We start from the raw sequence: 18,022 nt of genomic DNA, 5'->3' as shown, positions 1-18,022 counted from the left end.
ATAAACAACCAAATGAAGATTATTCAAGGAACAGTTTGCGCAGGTATTTCGGTACCGCATTGTCTGCGTTGGTGCCGATCACTTCCAGCTCCGGGTGCAAATCTTTCAGACGCTGGTGCGCATTCTCCATAATGCAGCCCTTGCCTGCCATCGACAGCATTTCGGCATCGTTCATGCCGTCACCAAAGGCGATACAGTCTTTCAGCTCGAAGCCCAGACGTTTCGCGACGGCTTCCAGCGCGTGGCCTTTGGAGACGCCACCCGCCATCACTTCCAGACAGGTCAGGGTTGAGAAGCTCACATTGACGCGATCGCCCCAGCGGGCGTTGATTGCCTGCTCCAGCGGGAGCAGTTCTTCATGGCTGTCGCAGGTGAAGAACACCTTACTGATCCCCTCCGGCTCAAGAAGGCCCGGCTCGTACAGGGAGTAGTTAAATACCGCTTCTTTGAAGAAACGCATTTCATCCGGGCGGTGGCGGTTCATGAACCAGTCGTCGTCACGATAAACGTTGGTGACGATAGCCGGATTATTGTGCACCACGCCAAACAGATCGGCGGCAATATCGCGATCCAGGTTGTGGGTGAAGATCAGGTTGCCGTCGGTATCATGCACGCGCGCACCGTTGGAGGTGATCATGTACGATTTGATCTCAAGATTATCGCGGATCTGCCCCACGTCGACGTGGTGGCGGCCGGTGGCAAACACAAAGTTCACGCCCCGTGCCGTCAGCAGCTTTAGGGTCTCTTTCGCGTAAGGCGACAGGGTGTGGTCAGGGGAAAGCAGCGTGCCATCTAAATCAGATGCAACAACCTGGTACATAGGGATTTCAACCTCTGGTGGAAAACAATAATCAATTATGCCTGTTGAAAAATTCAACAATGGCGTTGAGCGCGACTGAGCGCATAGCGTCCTTTTCAAAAAGGATCTCATGGTACGCGCCGTTAATGACCAGCGGTTTTCCCCCTTCACAAGGGTGACCGGCGGCCGCGCGCAGTTCACAATAGCGGTCATGCATGCGGTTATCCACCACACGCTCTTCTTCCGCCTGAATCAGGAGTGTTGGTGTATCGTCATTGCCGACACCCGCCAGAACCTGCTCACCGGCAAGGATACCTTCCCGCACCCAGTGGTAGGTCGGGCCCCCCACGCGCAGGCGCGGTTCATCGGCATAAAAACGCAGGTTACGACGATACCGCTGGCGACTGTGGGTCAGAACGTTCATCGCAAACGGCAGTGCCCGCCAGCGTCCCGTCCCGATGGCATAGCCTTCCCGAATGCGCTGATGGCCCTCAGCCCAGTCAAGAATATGACGCACCATCCAGTCAGGAAAACGCATGACGATGCCATACATCGGCGCGGTGAGCGCAATGGCGTCGCACTGGTGAGCGTGGCGCTGTAAAAACAGCGTTGAAATCGCACCGCCCATCGAGTGCGCCAGAATATAGCGCTTCCGCCAGGGGCCGGGCTCGACCTCCTGCTGCCAGAACGCGGCAAGATCGTCGACGTAATCGCTGAAGTTATCCACGTGGCCGCGATGCGTATCCGATAGCAGGCGGCCAGAAAGCCCCTGCCCGCGGTGATCAATAATCAACACATCGAAGCCCAGATGGAACAGGTCATAGGCCAGTTCGGCGTATTTGATATAGCTCTCGATACGCCCGGGGCAGACCACGATGACCCGGTCATTTTTCTTATCGTGAAAACGCACAAAGCGTACCGGTATATCACCGACGCCCGTAAACTCATCTTCCTCACGCTGGCGCCAGAAATCGGTCAGCGGCCCCATGGAGAAAGCAGCAAATGCGTTTTCTCGTGTTTCCCAGTCCTTTTTCTGCTGAAACATCGGGTTTCTACTCACCTAAGCCAAGGAATATCGTTTTTTCGTAACCGGTCACAAAATGACTCAACAATAGCGTATTGTGGCATAAAAACAGACGATTCGGGAGTTTCAAATGACCTTCGAGTGGTGGTTCGCTTACCTGCTGACATCCATCATCCTTAGCCTTTCACCGGGCTCGGGTGCCATTAACACCATGACCACCTCCATCAACCACGGCTATCGCGGTGCGGCAGCGTCAATTGCCGGTTTGCAAACCGGGCTGGGCATTCATATCGTGCTGGTTGGGATTGGTCTGGGGACCCTGTTCTCCCGCTCGGTACTGGCCTTTGAGGTGCTGAAATGGGCCGGGGCGGCGTATCTGATTTGGCTCGGCATCCAGCAGTGGCGCGCGGCAGGCTCCATCAACCTGAATACGCTCGCGCAGACGCAAAACCGCGGCCATCTGTTTAAGCGCGCGGTGTTCGTCAACCTGACCAACCCGAAGAGCATCGTGTTCCTCGCCGCGCTGTTCCCGCAGTTTATCGTGCCGCATCAGCCCCAGGTGATGCAGTACGTGGTGCTGGGCGCGACCACCATTATTGTCGATATCATCGTGATGATTGGTTACGCGACGCTGGCGCAGCGGATTGCGGCGTGGATTAAAGGGCCTAAGCAGATGAAGGCCCTGAATAAAGTCTTTGGCTCGCTGTTTATGCTGGTTGGCGCGCTGCTTGCGTCAGCGCGTCATGCTTAGCGAGAAATGATGAGATGAATGCCGAAGCCGGCGAACAGCGCGCCGGCGAAGCCATCAATCCACTTCGCGATACGCTGGTAGCCGCGGCGCATCGCCGGTAAGGCGAACAGGCTGGCCACGATGGTAAACCAGGCAAAGGTTTCAACAACGATCAGCAGGAAGATGCCCCAGCGTGCGCCCGCACCGACGCTATCGCCGACAAACAGCGAGAACACCGAGCCGAAATAGATAATCGCTTTTGGGTTCGCCAGATTGGTCAGCAGCCCTTTTACAAAGCTGCGGCCGCCCGTTGCCAGCTCCACCTTGGGCTCTTCCGGTTTTTTCTGCTCTTTCTTCAGCGCCCCGCGCAGCATCTGGTAGCCCATCCAGCACAGGTACAGCCCGCCGCCGACCATAATGATGTTATGCAGCCAGGCCATTTTCGCCAGAATCAGGTTCAGACCGAGCAGCGCAACGGCCGCCCAGACCATAACGCCCATGGTGATACCGAGCACGCCCATCATCGCCTCTTTGCGGGAGCGACTGACGGCCGTTTGTGACACGAAGAAAAAGTCCGGTCCCGGGCTCATCAGCGCAACGATGTGCACTAACGCCACGGTGAGAAATAGCATCAACATAATTAACTCGCGGGGAAATAATTCAGTGAGTCATCATCCTGGCACTTTTTCGCCCGGCTGACTACTCCTCATCATCACCATCGGCGTGAGAGCGGATGAGCGCCATAAACTCTTTACCAAAGCGCTCCAGCTTGCGCGTCCCCACGCCGTTGACGCTGAGCATCTCGCTGGCGCTGAGCGGCATCTGCTCGGCCATCTCGATGAGCGTCGCGTCGTTGAACACCACGTAAGGCGGGATGTTCTCTTCGTCGGCGATGGCCTTACGCAGCTTGCGCAGTTTGGCGAAAAGCTTGCGGTCGTAGTTGCCGCCGTAGGATTTCTGCATCACCCGCGGCTTCAGGGCGATGACGCGCGGCACGGCGAGCTTGAGTTCAACGTCACCGCGCAGCACCGGACGCGCGGCCTCCGTGAGCTGAAGCGCGGAGTGCTGGGCAATATTCTGCGTGGCAAAGCCGAGATGGATCAGCTGGCGAATGATGCTCACCCAGTGCTCGTGGCTCTGGTCCTTGCCAATACCGTAGACAGGCAGCTTGTCGTGGCCCATATCGCGGATACGCTGGTTGTTGGCACCGCGCAGCACTTCCACCACGTAGCCCATCCCGAAGCGCTGGTTCACGCGGTAAATGGTCGAGAGCGCCTTACGCGCGTCCATCAGACCATCGTACTGTTTCGGCGGATCCAGGCAGATATCGCAGTTGCCGCAAGGCTCCTGGCGCCCTTCACCAAAGTAGTTGAGCAGCACCAGACGGCGGCAGGTTTGCGCTTCAGCAAACGCGCCCATCGCGTTGAGCTTGTGGCGCTCAATATCCTGGAGCTGCCCCTGCGGTTTCTCTTCCAGACAGCGGCGCAGCCACGCCATATCGGCCGGATCGTAAAACAGCATCGCTTCCGCAGGCAGCCCGTCACGCCCGGCGCGACCGGTTTCCTGATAGTAGGATTCGATGTTGCGCGGGATGTCGAAGTGCACTACAAAGCGCACGTTCGGCTTGTTAATCCCCATCCCGAACGCCACCGTCGCAACCACGATTTGCAGGTCGTCGCGCTGAAATTTCTCCTGCACGTCGGCGCGGATGTGGTTCTCTAACCCGGCGTGATACGCGGCGGCGCTAAAGCCGCGGTTTTGCAGACGCGCGGCGGTGTCTTCCACCTTCGCACGGCTGTTGCAGTAGATGATGCCGGACTTGCCGCGCTGCTCCTGGACGTAGCGCAGGAGCTGATCCAGCGGCTTGAACTTTTCCATCAGCATATAGCGGATGTTAGGGCGGTCGAAGCTGCTGACCTGAATATACGGGTCGTTCAGCCCCAGCAGGCGAACGATATCCAGCCGCGTGGTGTCATCCGCCGTGGCGGTGAGCGCCATAAACGGCAGCTCGGGGAAGCGCTGACGCAGCTGGCCGAGGGCAGCGTATTCCGGGCGGAAATCGTGTCCCCACTGGGAGATACAGTGCGCTTCATCTACCGCCAACAGCACCGGGTTCCAGTGCGCCAGATGATCGAGGAAGTTATCCAGCATCAGGCGTTCCGGGGCGATATACAGCAGGCGAATCTGCCCGGTGCGGCACCCGGCCATCACCTCTTGCTGCTGCTCCCGGGTTTGCGTGGAGTTAAGACAGGCGGCCGCGACGCCGTTGGCGAGCAGCTGGTCAACCTGGTCTTTCATCAGAGAAATGAGTGGGGATACCACGACCGTCAGGCCGTTAAGCACCAGCGCGGGCACCTGATAACAGAGGGACTTACCGCCGCCGGTCGGCATCACCACCAGGCAGTCACGGCCTTCCAGCACCGTTTCAATGATGGTTTCCTGGCCGGGGCGGAACTGCTGGTAGCCAAAGGTTTCATGCAAAACCTGTTTAGCCAGCGACTCCTGATTCAATACTTCCGCCTGCGCCACGTTAACCCCATATGCCTGAAATGAAACAGGCGCTATTTTCAGCGCCTGAGAGAGAAACTTCAACGTTTAACGCAAAAACATTCGAGCAGCCTAGAGAATATCGTTCAGCATCACGCCCACGCCGACGCGGGTCTGGTTGAAGTTATAATCGATAAGCGACTCGCCGTAGCCGCTGTAGACTTGCGTATAAAGGCGAACATGCTTGCTTACCGGATAGCTTAAGCCTACTTCCGCACCGCCGTAGCCGGTGTTCCAGTTGTACTGGCCTTTCGCACTCAGCACGGCATCACCTAGCTGGTAGCCGACTTTAAGCTGGTAGTAGCCCATATATTTGGTGATGTCCGGGTTGTCATCCGTGCTGCCGACCACATACCACGGCTTCACTTCCACCATCCAGTTACCGTTCTGCGCCATCAGGCGCGTATAGGCGCGGTTCCAGCTACGGGATGTCGGATCGGAACGGCCGTTAGAATCATGGTTGAAGCCCACTTCGACATCGCGCAGCGTCCAGCCGGCAAATTCATAATCCGTTGCGAAGCCGAGGAACAGCTGCGGCTCATAGTTGGTTTCGCGGAACGGCGAGGATTCCCCGCTGTTAGAGAGCTGCCACCAGGACTTCTGCGTATAAGAGGCACCAAACACCGAGTTCGGCCCCAGAATGCCGCGCCAGAACGGGAAGGCGAGGCTGAGCTGGAACTTCACCTCATCTTTACGTGCATTATCAGACCAGTTATAGGAGCTTATCGCCTCTTTGTTGAGATCGCTGGTCTGGGTATAAATCACGTAGTTGGTGTCATACGGATAGAGCGTGAACGGATTGTCATGCTCCTGAAGAAGGTTCGCGATAATGCTACCGTGAACGGCAGGCTTATCGTGCACCTCTTTGATTGTCGCTTCCTGCGCATAGGCTGTGAGGGGCAGCGAAACCGCCGCCAGTAACCAGGCCAGATACGTCCGCATCGGTGGTGTTCTCCTGCAAAAGAGTAAAATTGATTGAATAGTTATGTGGCGAACATTCTACAGACTTCTGCGACAACTGCTGCATCCTCGTTTCTGAAAGTGGCATTCCTCGTTGCTGAGGCATAAAATCAACATTTCGTTAACAATAAGGATGTAATGCCTCATGTCAGCCATGCTTACCGCCGAAGAAGTGTTAAAACTCGTGGGCGAGATTTTTGTTTACCATATGCCGTTTAACCGCGCGCTGGGACTGGAGCTGGAGCGTTACGAGAAGGACTTTGCCCAACTGAGCTTCAACAACCAGCCGATGATGGTAGGGAACTGGGCGCAAAGTATTCTGCATGGCGGGGTGATTGCCTCCGCGCTCGACGTGGCGGCAGGTCTGGTCTGCGTGGGCAGTACGCTGACGCGCCATGACACCATTAACGAAGACGAGCTTCGCCAGCGTCTGGCGCGCATGGGCACCATTGATTTGCGCGTCGACTATCTTCGTCCGGGGCGCGGAAATCGCTTTACCTGTACCAGCAGCCTGCTGCGCGCGGGGAATAAAGTTGCCGTGGCGCGCGTTGAGTTACACAACGAAGAACAGGTTTATATCGCCAGCGCAACCGCCACTTATATGGTGGGTTGAGGCGGCAAAATCGGGTAAAATTGATTCACTTTTTTGTAACGGATTTTCCCGATGGATGCTAAACAGACGCGGCAGGGCGTTTTACTCGCCCTTGCCGCTTATTTTATTTGGGGTATCGCCCCGGCGTACTTCAAGCTTATCGCCTACGTTCCGGCTGACGAGATCCTCACTCACCGCGTCATCTGGTCGTTCTTCTTTATGATCGCGCTGATGAGCCTCAGCCGTCAGTGGTCGGGCGTCAAAACGCTACTGCAGACCCCGAAGAAGATCTTCCTGCTGGCACTCTCTGCCGTGCTGATTGGTGGTAACTGGCTGCTGTTTATCTGGGCAGTGAATAACCATCACATGCTCGAGGCGAGCCTGGGGTACTTTATTAACCCGCTGGTGAATATTGTGCTGGGGATGATTTTCCTCGGCGAACGCTTCCGTCGTATGCAGTGGTTAGCGGTGATTCTGGCCTTCTGCGGCGTGCTGGTGCAGCTGTGGACATTCGGCTCGCTGCCGATTATCGCCCTCGGTCTGGCGTTCAGCTTTGCCTTCTACGGCCTGGTACGCAAGAAGATTGCGGTGGAAGCGCAGACGGGGATGCTGTTTGAAACCCTCTGGCTGCTGCCGGTGGCGGCGATTTATCTCTTCGGCATCGCCGACAGTCCAACCAGCCATATGGGCAGCAACCCGTGGTCGCTGAACCTGATGCTGATGGCGGCGGGCGTGGTAACTACCATTCCTCTGCTGTGCTTCACCGGTGCCGCGACGCGTCTGCGTCTCTCCACGCTGGGCTTCTTCCAGTACATTGGCCCGACGCTGATGTTCCTGCTGGCAGTGGTGTTTTACGGAGAGGTACCGGGGGCGGATAAGATGGTGACGTTCGCCTTTATCTGGGTGGCGCTGGCGATTTTCGTCGCTGATGCGATTTATACCCAACGCAGGGTGCGCAAAGGGCTGTGATGTTGCCCTCACCCTAACCCTCTCCCACAGGGAGAGGGAATTCGATCGTAGGGCGGGTAAGCGCAGCGCCACCCGCCAGATTTTTACAGCCAGTTCCGGCGTTTGAAATAGAGATACGGCGCCAGCCCCGCGAGGATCATAAAGATAATCGCCCCCGGGTAACCAAAGCTCCACTTCAGCTCCGGCATAAACTCGAAGTTCATCCCGTAGCTTGATGCCACCAGCGTCGGCGGCAGGAACACCACGGAAACCACCGAGAAGATCTTGATGATGCGGTTCTGCTCGATGTTGATAAAGCCCATCGCCGCCTGCATCAGGAAGTTGACCTTCTGGAACAGGGATTCGTTGTGAGGCAGCAGGGATTCGATATCTCGTAAGATCTCACGCGCCTGCTCCAGCTGACCGCCCGGCAGACGCGCCTTGCGCACCAGGAAGTTCAGCGCACGCTGGGTATCCATCAGACACAAGCGCACCTTCCAGCCGATATCTTCCAGCTCCGCCAGCGTGGAGAGCGCTTCGTCGTACTCATCGCCCTGATGGCCTTCCATGATCACGCGGCTCAGCTTTTCCAGATCGCTGTAGATGTTTTCAATTTCGTCCGCCAGCTGTTCAATTTTGGTCTCGAACAGATCGAGCAGCAGCTCGTACGCGTTGCCGTCCACCATTGCCTGGCTGCGGGCGCGCATGCGGTAGAGACGGAATGCCGGTAGCTCACGCTCGCGCAGGGTAAACAAACGGCCGTCGCGAATGGTAAACGCCACGGTGGAGTTACCCGCGTGGTCTTCCGCATCTTCAAAGAAGAAGAAGGAGTGAATGTGCAGACCGTCTTCGTCTTCAAAAAAACGGGCGGATGCTTCGATGTCTTCCAGTTCCGGGCGGGTTGCCAGGCTTTGCCCCAGCTCAGATTGTACGCGAAGGCGCTCATCGTCGTCCGGCTCGACCAGATCCACCCATACGGCATCAATGAGGGGCTGTGACTCTTCGGCTTCAAGCCGAGTCAGTCGGTTATTTTCGAGTTGAAATGCGCTCAACATGACCGGGACTCCCAATGCAAAAAATATCGGACAGTTCGGTGGGCACACAGAAACAAATTGGGTTTCAGACCATTAAACAGCCTGACTCAGCGCGACGGGAATAGAGCAGTCGCTGACAACCACTAAGGCCATCAGCAAGAGGAGATAGCCTTAGGAGTTGTTCCTGGATGACAGGGAATTGAGCCAGTATCTACTGGGTGTGTCCAAGGCGAATGTCCTCTTAGCGTAATCGTGCGCGCATGTTACGCCAGCTATAACTGCGGCGTCAACACGCAACGGAACGCTGAAGGGCATTAATTGACCTTCACTGTATAAGGCTAGCAGATTATTACAAAATAATGATATTTTTCTGAATGTTAGACTGTTTCCAGCTTCGCATAGGCCGCCACCAGCCATTTGATCCCCTGCCCCTGGAACGCCACCTGCAGGCGGCTATGCTCGCCGCTGCCTTCCAGATTCACAATGGTACCTTCACCAAACTTCGAATGGCGCACGCGCTGGCCCAGCTTGTAGCCGGTATCGGTTTCCGCAATCGGCGAGCCCATGCGCTGATGGCTGACCGGACGGCTGATGCTCGCCCGCAGACGCACCTCTTCCACGCACTCTTCCGGCAGTTCACCGATAAAGCGCGACGGACGGTGGTAGACCTCTTTACCGTACAGACGGCGGGTTTCGGCGTAGGTCAGCGTCAGCTTTTGCATCGCACGCGTCACGCCCACGTAGGCCAGACGACGCTCCTCTTCCAGACGGCCGCCTTCATCCAGCGACATCTGGCTCGGGAACATCCCCTCTTCCATGCCAACAATGAACACCTGCGGGAACTCCAGACCTTTGGCGGAGTGCAGGGTCATCAGCTGAACCGCATCCTGCCAGGTGTCCGCCTGCCCTTCACCCGCTTCCAGCGCGGCGTGGGAGAGGAACGCCTGCAGCGGCATCAGGTCTTCGTCTTCTTCGTTGTAGCTGAACTGGCGCGTTGCCGTGACCAGTTCCTCTAAGTTCTCAATACGGGTCTGGCCCTTCTCGCCTTTCTCCTGCTCGTACATGGTGCGCAGGCCGGAGTCTTTAATCACCCGATCGGTCTGCACGTGCAGCGGCATGTCGGCGGTTTCCTGCGCCAGGGCGTCAATCAGCTCAAGGAAGCGCTGTAATGCGCTGGCGGCACGTCCGGCGAGGGCCTTTTCCTGCAGCAGCTCGCGGCACGCCTGCCACAGCGTCAGCTGGCGGTCGCGCGAGGCCTGACGCACCACGTCCAGCGTACGGTCGCCAATCCCGCGGGTTGGGGTGTTCACCACGCGCTCAAACGCCGCGTCGTCGTTACGGTTGGCAATCAGACGCAGATACGAGAGCGCATCTTTGATTTCCTGACGTTCGAAGAAGCGCATGCCGCCGTAAATGCGGTACGGCATGCTCACCTGCAGCAGCGCCTCTTCCAGCACGCGCGACTGGGCGTTGCTGCGATAGAGAATGGCACACTGCTCCAGCGCGCCGCCGTTGTCCTGCCAGGTTTTGATGCGGTTGACCACGAAGCGCGCTTCGTCGAGTTCGTTAAACGCGCAGTAAATCGAAATCGGTTCGCCGTCGACGCCGTCGGTCCACAGCTTTTTACCCAGACGCCCGTTGTTGTTCTCAATCAGGGCGTTGGCCGCGCTCAGAATGTTGCTGGTTGAGCGGTAGTTCTGCTCCAGACGGATAGTTTCCGCGCCGGGGAAATCGTTGAGGAAGCGCTGGATGTTCTCCACCTGCGCCCCGCGCCAGCCGTAGATCGACTGGTCGTCATCGCCCACGATCATCACCTTGCCGGTATCACCGGCCAGCAGACGGATCCATGCGTACTGGATGTTGTTGGTATCCTGGAATTCGTCCACCAGGATATTGGTAAAGCGTTCACGGTAGTGCTGCAGAATGTGCGGCTTGTTGAGCCACAGCTCGTGGGCGCGCAGCAGCAGCTCGGCGAAATCCACCAGGCCGGCGCGATCGCACGCTTCCTGATAGGCCTTGTAGACATTCTGCCAGGTCTGCTCGACCGGGTTGCCGAAGCTCTGAATGTGGTGCGGGCGCAGCCCTTCGTCTTTCTGGCCGTTGATGTACCACATCGCCTGACGCGGCGGCCACTGCTTCTCGTCGAGGTTCATCGCCTTGATCAGGCGCTTCAGCAGACGGAGCTGGTCTTCGCTGTCGAGGATCTGGAAATCCTGCGGCAGGTTGGCGTCCATGTGGTGCGCACGCAGCAGGCGGTGCGCCAGGCCGTGGAAGGTACCGACCCACATGCCGCCCTGGCTGGTGCCCATCAGCTGGGCGATACGGTGGCGCATCTCCGCCGCCGCCTTGTTGGTGAACGTCACCGCCATGATGGAGTACGGCGAGCAGTTTTCCACGCTCTGCAGCCAGGCGATACGGTGAACCAGCACGCGCGTCTTACCACTGCCCGCCCCAGCCAGCACCAGCAGGTTGGTGCGCGAGGCGGCAACCGCGTCACGCTGTTTGTCATTAAGGCTGTCGAGCAGGTAAGAAACGTCCATTGGCACCGTCACGTCATGTCGGGCAGGCGAATAGCATTCGCCAAAACCCTGTTAATTTATACAGAACAATTGATGATTATATCAGCGTCGTGAGGGATGCCAACCGCGAAATTTCCACGTGCGGCAGAAGACGGCTATCGGAGGTGATCATCAGGTCAGCGTTTTCCGGCTTGATCCAGCAGGCCTGCATGCCACAGCGAATAGCCCCGGCCACGTCCGTGGTCAGGTCATCCCCCACGTGCAGGATCTCACCCAGCGGCAGGTTAAGCTTATCTGCCGCCAGATGGTACATGTCACTGAACGGCTTCGCGCGCCCGTGAGGACCCGCACGCAGCACGAACTCAAAATAATCACTCAGGCCAAACAGCTCCGGCTGGGCATTGCCGTTGGTGATGGCCACCAGCGGCCACTTTTCGGCAAGCTTCGCCAGCGTGTCGTGGGTTTCCTGCGGCACGTCGATACGGCTGCGCCATTTGGCGAAGTTTTCCATGGCTGCTTCCGCCCCAATAGCGGCATCCTGTGCGCTCAGACCCACGTTAAGCATCGCCTGCTCTACCGCACGACGACGCCATTCGGTCACGTCGTGGTAAATGTCCGGCTCGGTCTCCCGCAGGGACTGGCGCAGCTTCTGGAAATCCTTGTTCTGTATCGCCTTCAGCGCGGGATGGTAGTTCTGCACGAACGCCAGCGACTCCTGCTCGGTACGCAGGATCACCTCGCGGTTGTCATAAAGGGTGTCATCAAGGTCAAACGTCAGAGCTGAGATCTGACCGAGTGGGCGGTAAAAACGCATTATTTCCCCCGTTTGGCGCGTGGATGCGCCGCGTCATACACCGAGGCAAGGTGTTGGAAGTCTAAGTGGGTATAGATTTGAGTGGTAGACAGATTTGCGTGCCCGAGGAGCTCCTGCACGCCGCGCAGATCGCCGCTCGACTCAAGCATATGTGTTGCAAAGGAGTGGCGCAGCTTGTGCGGATGCACGTGGCTGTTCAGCCCCTGCTTAATGCCCCACTCCGCAAAGCGCTTTTGCACGTTACGCGCCGAGATCCGCTTGCCGAGTTTCGACAGGAACAGCGCATCTTCGTCGGAGCCAAACAGCCCGCGCAGGTCAAGCCAGTGCTCAATCCAGGAGACCGCATTGCGGCCAATCGGCAGGCGGCGCTCTTTGCTGCCCTTACCCATTACCCACACTTCGCCAGATTCCAGATCGAGATGCTTGAGGTCAAGGTTGACGAGTTCAGACAGACGCAGGCCTGCGCCGTACATCACCTCCAGCATTGCGCGGTCGCGTACGGCGAGCGGATCGTTAAGGTCGATATCCAGCAGGCGGTTTACGTCGTCGACGTCGATATTTTTGGGCAGATGGCGCGGGGCTTTCGGCGTGGCGATCCCCTTTGCCGGGTTGGCTTTTAAGCCACCCTGACTGACCAGCCAGTCGAAGAAACTGCGCAGCGCTGAAAGCCTGAGCGCCAGGCTCGCCGGGCTGAGATTTTTTTTACGGCTACGCACGACGAACCCGCGTACCGTCGCAGCGTCACATTGTTGCCAGCTTTTCAGGCCGATTTCATCGGCGATCTGCATGATGGCATCAAGCTGACGCTGGTAGTTAAGCAGCGTAATGGGGCTTAGCTGGCGTTCCACGCCCAGATAGCGCAGAAAGCGCGAAACGTCAGTGGCGAGCAGTCCGTCCGTCATACGCGCTCAATCCAGCGCTCCAGCAGCTCGGGCAGCATCAGGGCAATCTCCTGAAGCAGGTGCGTGGCTTGCCCCTGCTCATAGTGATGCGCGTCGCGGCTGGTAAATAACATGACGCCCAGATCGCCATCGCGCCCCATCAGCGACATCGCCACCGAGCCAATCGCTTTGGCCTCCGGTAATACCACCAGCAGCTCAGGTCCGTTCAGCGGCCCCAGATAGTGGTGCTCATGGCCCAGACGCTGAATGCGCAGCGGTTCAAACGCCTGACGACTCAGTGCCAGATGGGTAAACCCCGACGGCGCGCCAATGCGCCAGCGGTCAGGGAACAGGCGAATCGTTGCGCCTGCCAGCCCCAGCTCGCGGGCCCAGCGGTGGAAGCGGCTGAGGAACTCGTCAAGGCTGTGGGCCGACGCCAGACGCGCCTGCAGATGCAGCAGACGATAGAACAGGCTTTCGTTGGTGCTGGCCTGCTCCATCAGCAGCGTCATGTTCTCTTCAAGCTGGTTGATATGGTTGCGCGCGCGCGCCATGTGCCATTCCACCAGCGACACGGTCCCGCGAACCGGATGCGGCACGCGCATCTCTTCGACAACGCGTGCATTGCGAATAAAAAACTCAGGATTGCGCAGCAGATAATCAACAACAGCTCTGTCGTCCAGTTCCGTCACTGTTTCCTGCAGTTCTTCCCCTGGTTGTTTCATAGATGGATAAACCCGTCATAGACATGTGCCGCCGGGCCAGTCATATACAGTGGATGACCCGGTCCTTTCCAGGCGATATCAAGCCGACCGCCCGGTAATTCCACGCGAACCTCTTCTGCCAGTAACCCCTGAGAGATGCCCACGGCCACCGCCGCACAGGCACCGCTTCCGCAGGCCTGAGTCTCACCCGCGCCGCGCTCGTAAACCCGCAGGCGAATGTGCTCGCGCTTCACCACCTGCATAAAACCGATGTTCGCGCGCTCCGGGAAACGTTCGTGGCTTTCCAGCACCGGGCCGAGCGTTTCGACCGCGGCGGTTTGCACATCATCAACCTGAATCACGCAGTGTGGGTTACCCATAGAGACGACGCCGCACAATACTGTCTGCTCGGCCGCACGCATAATATAGGTCTTTTCCGCTTTGTTTGCGCGAAACGGCACGACGGAGGGCTCGAAGTTAGGCTCGCCCATGTTCACGCGCACCAGTTCATCATCAGTGACGCTGAGCACCATGCGACCATTGGCCGTGCTGACGCGAATATCACGCTTGTTGGTCAGCCCTTTCAGACGAACAAAGCGGGCAAAACAGCGCGCGCCGTTGCCGCACTGGTTAACTTCGCTGCCGTCAGCGTTAAAAATACGGTAGTGGAAATCGAGGTCGGGATCGTACGGCGGCTCAACCACCAGCAGCTGATCGAACCCCACGCCCAGATGCCGATCCGCCAGGCGACGGATCAGTTCCGGGGAGAAAAACACATTCTGCGTTACCGCGTCGACGACCATAAAATCGTTGCCAAGGCCATGCATTTTAGAGAACTGCATCATTTGCTCCATTGCGCGGGTACAGAACGTTGTCGTCAGAGATTAACCTGAGTCGGGCCACCGTTGTCGCCACGGTCATTAGTATTTGGCGTGGTAGACTCAATGCCGCTGTTAACCGGTTTCGTCGGCGGCGGTGCGGTTTTATCCGCAGGTGGGAAGTACAGTGGTCCCTTCAGTCCGCAGCCAGTCAGGCTAAACAGCGTGATGAGAACGGCAAGCGTTCGGAAAGCGTTTTTCATTATAAAGTTGCCCGTAAGTTCAAATCTGTTTCTATCATCGCAGGAGAAGACACAAAAGCAAGAGTTTGCCGCTTTCCTGCAACGGGAATTATTTAGGGTTATACTGCCGGCATCACGAAAAACAGGAACAAAACCATGAACGACAGTGAATTCCATCGCCTTGCCGACAACCTGTGGATGACCATCGAAGAGCGTATTGACGACTGGGACGGCGACAGCGATATCGATTGTGAAATTAACGGCGGTATTCTGACCCTGAGCTTCGAAAATGGCAGCAAAATTATTATTAACCGCCAGGAGCCGCTTCACCAGGTCTGGCTGGCCGCGAAACAGGGCGGCTATCATTTCGATCTGAAAGACGGGGAATGGGTTTGCGACCGTAGCGGCGTAACGTTCTGGGATCTGCTGGAACAGGCGGCGACCGCGCAGGCGGGTGAGGCAGTGAGTTTCAGGTAGTTTTGTCGCCCGGTGGCGGCTACGCCTTACCGGGCCTACAACGGCTCGAACCGTAGGCCGGGTAAGCGTTAGCGCCACCCGGCGAAAAGACTCAGGAAAAATACTGCTGCAACAGCGGCGCGGTGTCCTGATTGGCAGGCGCGGCAGGCGTTACGGCCTGGGTACGGAACGGGATCACCTGCGTACGACCGTCGACGTTCACAATCTGGTAGAACTGCGGCAGGTTAAAGTTGATAAAGCTTGAGCCGTAGGTAAAGCGGTCATGCGAAGAGGAGTAGAAGCGGCTGACGTCGCGCACTAGCTCCTCTTTACTGCCTTCACAATGGTGATACACCTCGGCGCGGTTGGTCTCATCCAGAATGTAGATGTTGAACCCGGCATCGTCGCCCGACTCTTCAAAGAAGAACTGAATAATCCCTTCGCTGGCAAAGCCGTCCACCACCTGCGGCAGCTTAACGTGGTTGGTTTCCACCTGCACCGACAGACCGTGCAGCTTGTTATGCGAAATCGCGCCGTAGAATTCGATGGCGTTTTCCAGCTTCTGTACCGACACGTTCAGGCGCTCGAAGAACAGGCCCCAGGTCTGACCGGAGACGCGCAGCGCTTTAAAGCGCCCGGTTTCCTGACGGGTACTGGAGAGACGCAGTTCGATACACTCAGAAACCAGCTGCTGCACGCGGGTACGAATCAACCCACGCAGGTGCTGGCTGTAGCAGAACACTTCCACGCTGTCCGGCGGCGCGGCATCCTGGTGCATCTTGCCGAGAATGGTTTTCAGCGCCTCGATCATCGCCTGCTCGCCGTTGAAGTGCAGGGTACGCACTTCGTTCCACGAGTTGCGATAGAGCAGGTCCACGCTGCCGACCAGGCAGTTTTGCTGCTCGCCAAAGCTAAAGACGTCCAGCTTGCGGAAGTCAAAATGGACCACCTGATTGCGGAAGGCCGCCGTCGGGTCATATTCCAGGTTGACGATGATCGCCAGATGGCGAATCTCGCACGGGCTGTAGAGCGCTTTCGGCGTTGGGGCAGGCAGACGCAGCGGGAAGTGGTGCGACACATCCGCGACCATCTCCTGTAGCTTAGCGAGATCGACCACCTCGTTGCCTTTGATAAACAGGCGCGTACGCGAGGTCAACAGGCCGTTAAACCAGGCCCAGGCCACCAGCTTGTTCAGATAGCGGTTATATTCCAGCGGCTGATGGCTGATGATTGAATCCATGCTTGGCGCACGGTTGTACAGATACCACCCGGTGCGGTTCGCGCGGCCCGGCGGCACGTAGATAAAGGTCAGGTTCGGTTCTGACAGGTCAGGCGAAATCTGCGGGTTAACCAGGGTGACTTTGCCCGGCAGCGCTTCAAACGCGGCGTACAGCTTACGGGTCAATACCCCGATGTCCTGCGGGCTGGCGGAAACGCTGAGGTTGTTACGGCGCGCAAAGCGGATCAGATTACGGTAGCTTTGCATCATCGCATCGAGCAGTTCGTTGTGCGCTTCGCGCACCTGATCGATTTTCCAGTTGGCCCGGTTGTCGAGCATGGACAGACGCGCTTCGTCCCATCCCCACTCTTTCACTAACTGACTGACCACTTCACGACGCCAGCCCACGCAGGCGCGCTCGCGGCTCAGTTTCTCACAGACTTTGAGATAGAAACATCGACGCACCAGGTCAAGACGCGTGGTGTCATCAATGGCTTTCAGGTATTCGGTCACGCGCTCAAGCATCATGCAGTAGGCGTCCAGACCGAAGGAGACGATCTCCCCGTCGTGCAGACGCTGCTTGATATCTTTCGCCAGCAGGCGCGGCGTAGGGTATTCCCAGGAATAGGCTTCCAGCAGCAGCGTTTTCAGCACCGCTTTGTACGGTGAGTCGATACTCTTATAGAGCTGCCAGAGGCTTGCGCCGAAATACTCTTCTGCTGACAGGGAACTCAGGCCGCCGAGATCCAGCCATTCGTTTGGCGTCAGTACGCCCTGCGCGTAAAGCGACATGACGTAATCATCGTAATGCTCTTCTTCTTCGCACGGGACCATATTCCACAGAATACGCTTCCCGGCCAGGCGCACAGCAGTACGGTAAAATTCATCCAGCAATAAGATGTGCTGAGTCGAGCCGCAGTCCTCACCACCCAGACTGCCGCTTTCGTTATGGCGGAAACGGTTTTCATCAATCAGGAAGAAGCTCACTTCCACACCGAGCGATGCCGCCCAGCTCTCCAGCAGGCTGCATTTACGCTGCAGCAGCTGACGCTCGTCGTTATCGAGCCAGGACTGATGGCAGACCCAGATGTCCAGGTCCGAAGAACAGCTTTGCCCTACCGATGAGGTGCTCCCCATTGAGTAAACGCCGGTAATCGGCAGTTCACCTTTCGGGGACTCCTGTGGCGGCATGCCGCGGTAGAGTTCCAGCTCGTTCAAATAATGCTGTTGGGTTTCATCAGGCGTGAAAAGGCAAATGCCCTGGGGAACGTTACCATCAAGGTAGCCAGGCATCAGCGGGTGGTGATAGTGCAATAATGTCGGCAGCAGACTGTATACCTGCTGGAAAGCAGGGCCCATAGCAGCAAGCGCGCGATCCACACGCAGTTGATTTATGGCATCCAGTCTCTGTTTCAGAGTCTCAATATAGAGGTACAAGACGTATCGCCTGATGTTTCCGGGTGTCGCAGCTATTCAAAACACGAGTAACAGCGGACCCGCAGTATTTCAAAAAGATAACCGTTACCCTTTTTCGCCCTTATCATTTTTGGTGGTACCGACGAAAAAATGGTCTAAAACGTGATCAATTTAACACCTTGCCGGTTGACCGTAAAGAAAGATGCACTACATACAAGTGTAGCACCGTTCTGTACGTGTAAATTCCTGAATACGGCTATGGCTGGCGAATACGCCGCCTTGTCCCTCTCGCGCTTCATCAACCGTAAAACTGCCATCC

At 57.3% G+C, this 18,022-nt stretch carries 18 protein-coding genes; 4 read left to right on the top strand and 14 right to left on the bottom strand.

From position 1 onward, the window contains the following. Positions 1 to 19: 19 nt before the first annotated feature. Together yigL and pldB are read right to left on the bottom strand one after the other, a co-directional pair. Positions 20 to 820, bottom strand: coding sequence for a sugar/pyridoxal phosphate phosphatase YigL (gene yigL, locus AC0TOY_RS01410; RefSeq protein ID WP_024907991.1), 801 nt, complete (start codon positions 818 to 820; stop codon positions 20 to 22). 31 nt (positions 821 to 851) lie between these two features. Further along, positions 852 to 1,844 carry a lysophospholipase L2 gene (gene pldB, locus AC0TOY_RS01405; protein WP_024907990.1) on the bottom strand — a complete coding sequence of 331 codons (993 nt, stop codon included), beginning with the start codon at positions 1,842 to 1,844 and terminating at the stop codon, positions 852 to 854. 109 nt (positions 1,845 to 1,953) lie between these two features. Here pldB and rhtB point away from each other — a divergent pair, with 109 nt between their 5' ends. After that, a complete protein-coding gene (rhtB, locus tag AC0TOY_RS01400; protein ID WP_008501533.1) occupies positions 1,954 to 2,574 on the top strand; it encodes a homoserine/homoserine lactone efflux protein in 621 nt (206 codons plus the stop codon). On the opposite strand, the gene rhtC is transcribed toward rhtB, so the two are convergent. From rhtC to pldA, 3 genes are all read right to left on the bottom strand, one after another. Further along, positions 2,571 to 3,191, bottom strand: coding sequence for a threonine export protein RhtC (gene rhtC / locus AC0TOY_RS01395; RefSeq protein ID WP_024907989.1), 621 nt, complete (start codon positions 3,189 to 3,191; stop codon positions 2,571 to 2,573). The genes rhtB and rhtC overlap by 4 nt on opposite strands. A 61-nt stretch (positions 3,192 to 3,252) precedes the next feature. Beyond that, the gene (recQ, locus tag AC0TOY_RS01390) at positions 3,253 to 5,082 is read right to left on the bottom strand and encodes an ATP-dependent DNA helicase RecQ (protein WP_047345452.1); all 1,830 of its coding nucleotides are present in this window, start codon (positions 5,080 to 5,082) and stop codon (positions 3,253 to 3,255) included. Between the two features lie 90 nt (positions 5,083 to 5,172). Further along, the gene (pldA, locus tag AC0TOY_RS01385; protein ID WP_023615553.1) at positions 5,173 to 6,042 is read right to left on the bottom strand and encodes a phospholipase A; all 870 of its coding nucleotides are present in this window, start codon (positions 6,040 to 6,042) and stop codon (positions 5,173 to 5,175) included. A 163-nt stretch (positions 6,043 to 6,205) separates the two neighbouring features. On the opposite strand from pldA, the gene yigI reads away from it, so the two are divergent. Both yigI and rarD read left to right on the top strand, forming a co-directional pair. Further along, positions 6,206 to 6,673: an acyl-CoA thioesterase YigI gene (gene yigI / locus AC0TOY_RS01380; protein ID WP_008501538.1), complete on the top strand. Its 468-nt coding sequence runs from the start codon at positions 6,206 to 6,208 to the stop codon at positions 6,671 to 6,673. A gap of 51 nt (positions 6,674 to 6,724) precedes the next feature. Then, positions 6,725 to 7,621 carry an EamA family transporter RarD gene (rarD, locus tag AC0TOY_RS01375; RefSeq protein WP_045909225.1) on the top strand — a complete coding sequence of 299 codons (897 nt, stop codon included), beginning with the start codon at positions 6,725 to 6,727 and terminating at the stop codon, positions 7,619 to 7,621. A gap of 83 nt (positions 7,622 to 7,704) precedes the next feature. Here rarD and corA read toward each other — a convergent pair whose 3' ends face one another. The 8 genes from corA to lptM all read right to left on the bottom strand — a co-directional run bounded on the left by corA (position 7,705) and on the right by lptM (position 14,633). Beyond that, on the bottom strand, positions 7,705 to 8,655 hold the full coding sequence (gene corA, locus AC0TOY_RS01370) for a magnesium/cobalt transporter CorA (RefSeq protein ID WP_008501540.1): 951 nt from the start codon (positions 8,653 to 8,655) through the stop codon (positions 7,705 to 7,707). A gap of 150 nt (positions 8,656 to 8,805) precedes the next feature. Beyond that, positions 8,806 to 8,862: a YsgD/CorL family protein gene (gene ysgD, locus AC0TOY_RS01365; RefSeq protein WP_212743980.1), complete on the bottom strand. Its 57-nt coding sequence runs from the start codon at positions 8,860 to 8,862 to the stop codon at positions 8,806 to 8,808. A gap of 149 nt (positions 8,863 to 9,011) precedes the next feature. Further along, on the bottom strand, positions 9,012 to 11,174 hold the full coding sequence (gene uvrD, locus AC0TOY_RS01360) for a DNA helicase II (protein ID WP_032646073.1): 2,163 nt from the start codon (positions 11,172 to 11,174) through the stop codon (positions 9,012 to 9,014). 76 nt (positions 11,175 to 11,250) lie between these two features. Further along, positions 11,251 to 11,967: a 5-amino-6-(5-phospho-D-ribitylamino)uracil phosphatase YigB gene (yigB, locus tag AC0TOY_RS01355; protein WP_473721402.1), complete on the bottom strand. Its 717-nt coding sequence runs from the start codon at positions 11,965 to 11,967 to the stop codon at positions 11,251 to 11,253. Next, entirely contained in the window at positions 11,967 to 12,869 is a 903-nt protein-coding gene (xerC, locus tag AC0TOY_RS01350) for a tyrosine recombinase XerC (protein WP_024907983.1), read from the bottom strand. Before xerC ends, yigB begins: the two co-directional genes overlap by 1 nt. After that, a complete protein-coding gene (locus AC0TOY_RS01345) occupies positions 12,866 to 13,573 on the bottom strand; it encodes a DUF484 domain-containing protein (RefSeq protein WP_048989630.1) in 708 nt (235 codons plus the stop codon). The genes xerC and AC0TOY_RS01345 overlap by 4 nt, the downstream gene beginning before the upstream one ends. Then, positions 13,570 to 14,394, bottom strand: coding sequence for a diaminopimelate epimerase (gene dapF / locus AC0TOY_RS01340; RefSeq protein ID WP_024907981.1), 825 nt, complete (start codon positions 14,392 to 14,394; stop codon positions 13,570 to 13,572). The genes AC0TOY_RS01345 and dapF overlap by 4 nt, the downstream gene beginning before the upstream one ends. 35 nt (positions 14,395 to 14,429) lie before the next feature. Next, complete coding sequence (gene lptM, locus AC0TOY_RS01335) at positions 14,430 to 14,633, bottom strand: LPS translocon maturation chaperone LptM (protein WP_024907980.1); 204 nt, start codon at positions 14,631 to 14,633, stop codon at positions 14,430 to 14,432. Positions 14,634 to 14,768: 135 nt separating this feature from the next. Between lptM and cyaY the strand changes: the two genes are divergently transcribed. After that, on the top strand, positions 14,769 to 15,089 hold the full coding sequence (gene cyaY / locus AC0TOY_RS01330) for an iron donor protein CyaY (protein WP_048989629.1): 321 nt from the start codon (positions 14,769 to 14,771) through the stop codon (positions 15,087 to 15,089). 91 nt (positions 15,090 to 15,180) lie between these two features. Here cyaY and cyaA read toward each other — a convergent pair whose 3' ends face one another. Further along, positions 15,181 to 17,724 carry a class I adenylate cyclase gene (cyaA, locus tag AC0TOY_RS01325; protein ID WP_023309629.1) on the bottom strand — a complete coding sequence of 848 codons (2,544 nt, stop codon included), beginning with the start codon at positions 17,722 to 17,724 and terminating at the stop codon, positions 15,181 to 15,183. Positions 17,725 to 18,022: the final 298 nt, after the last annotated feature.

The organism is Enterobacter sp. PL_is379 (genome assembly GCF_055817355.1).
The sequence above is the reverse complement of the archived record's forward strand: the minus strand, read 5'-3'. Positions and strand labels throughout refer to the sequence as shown.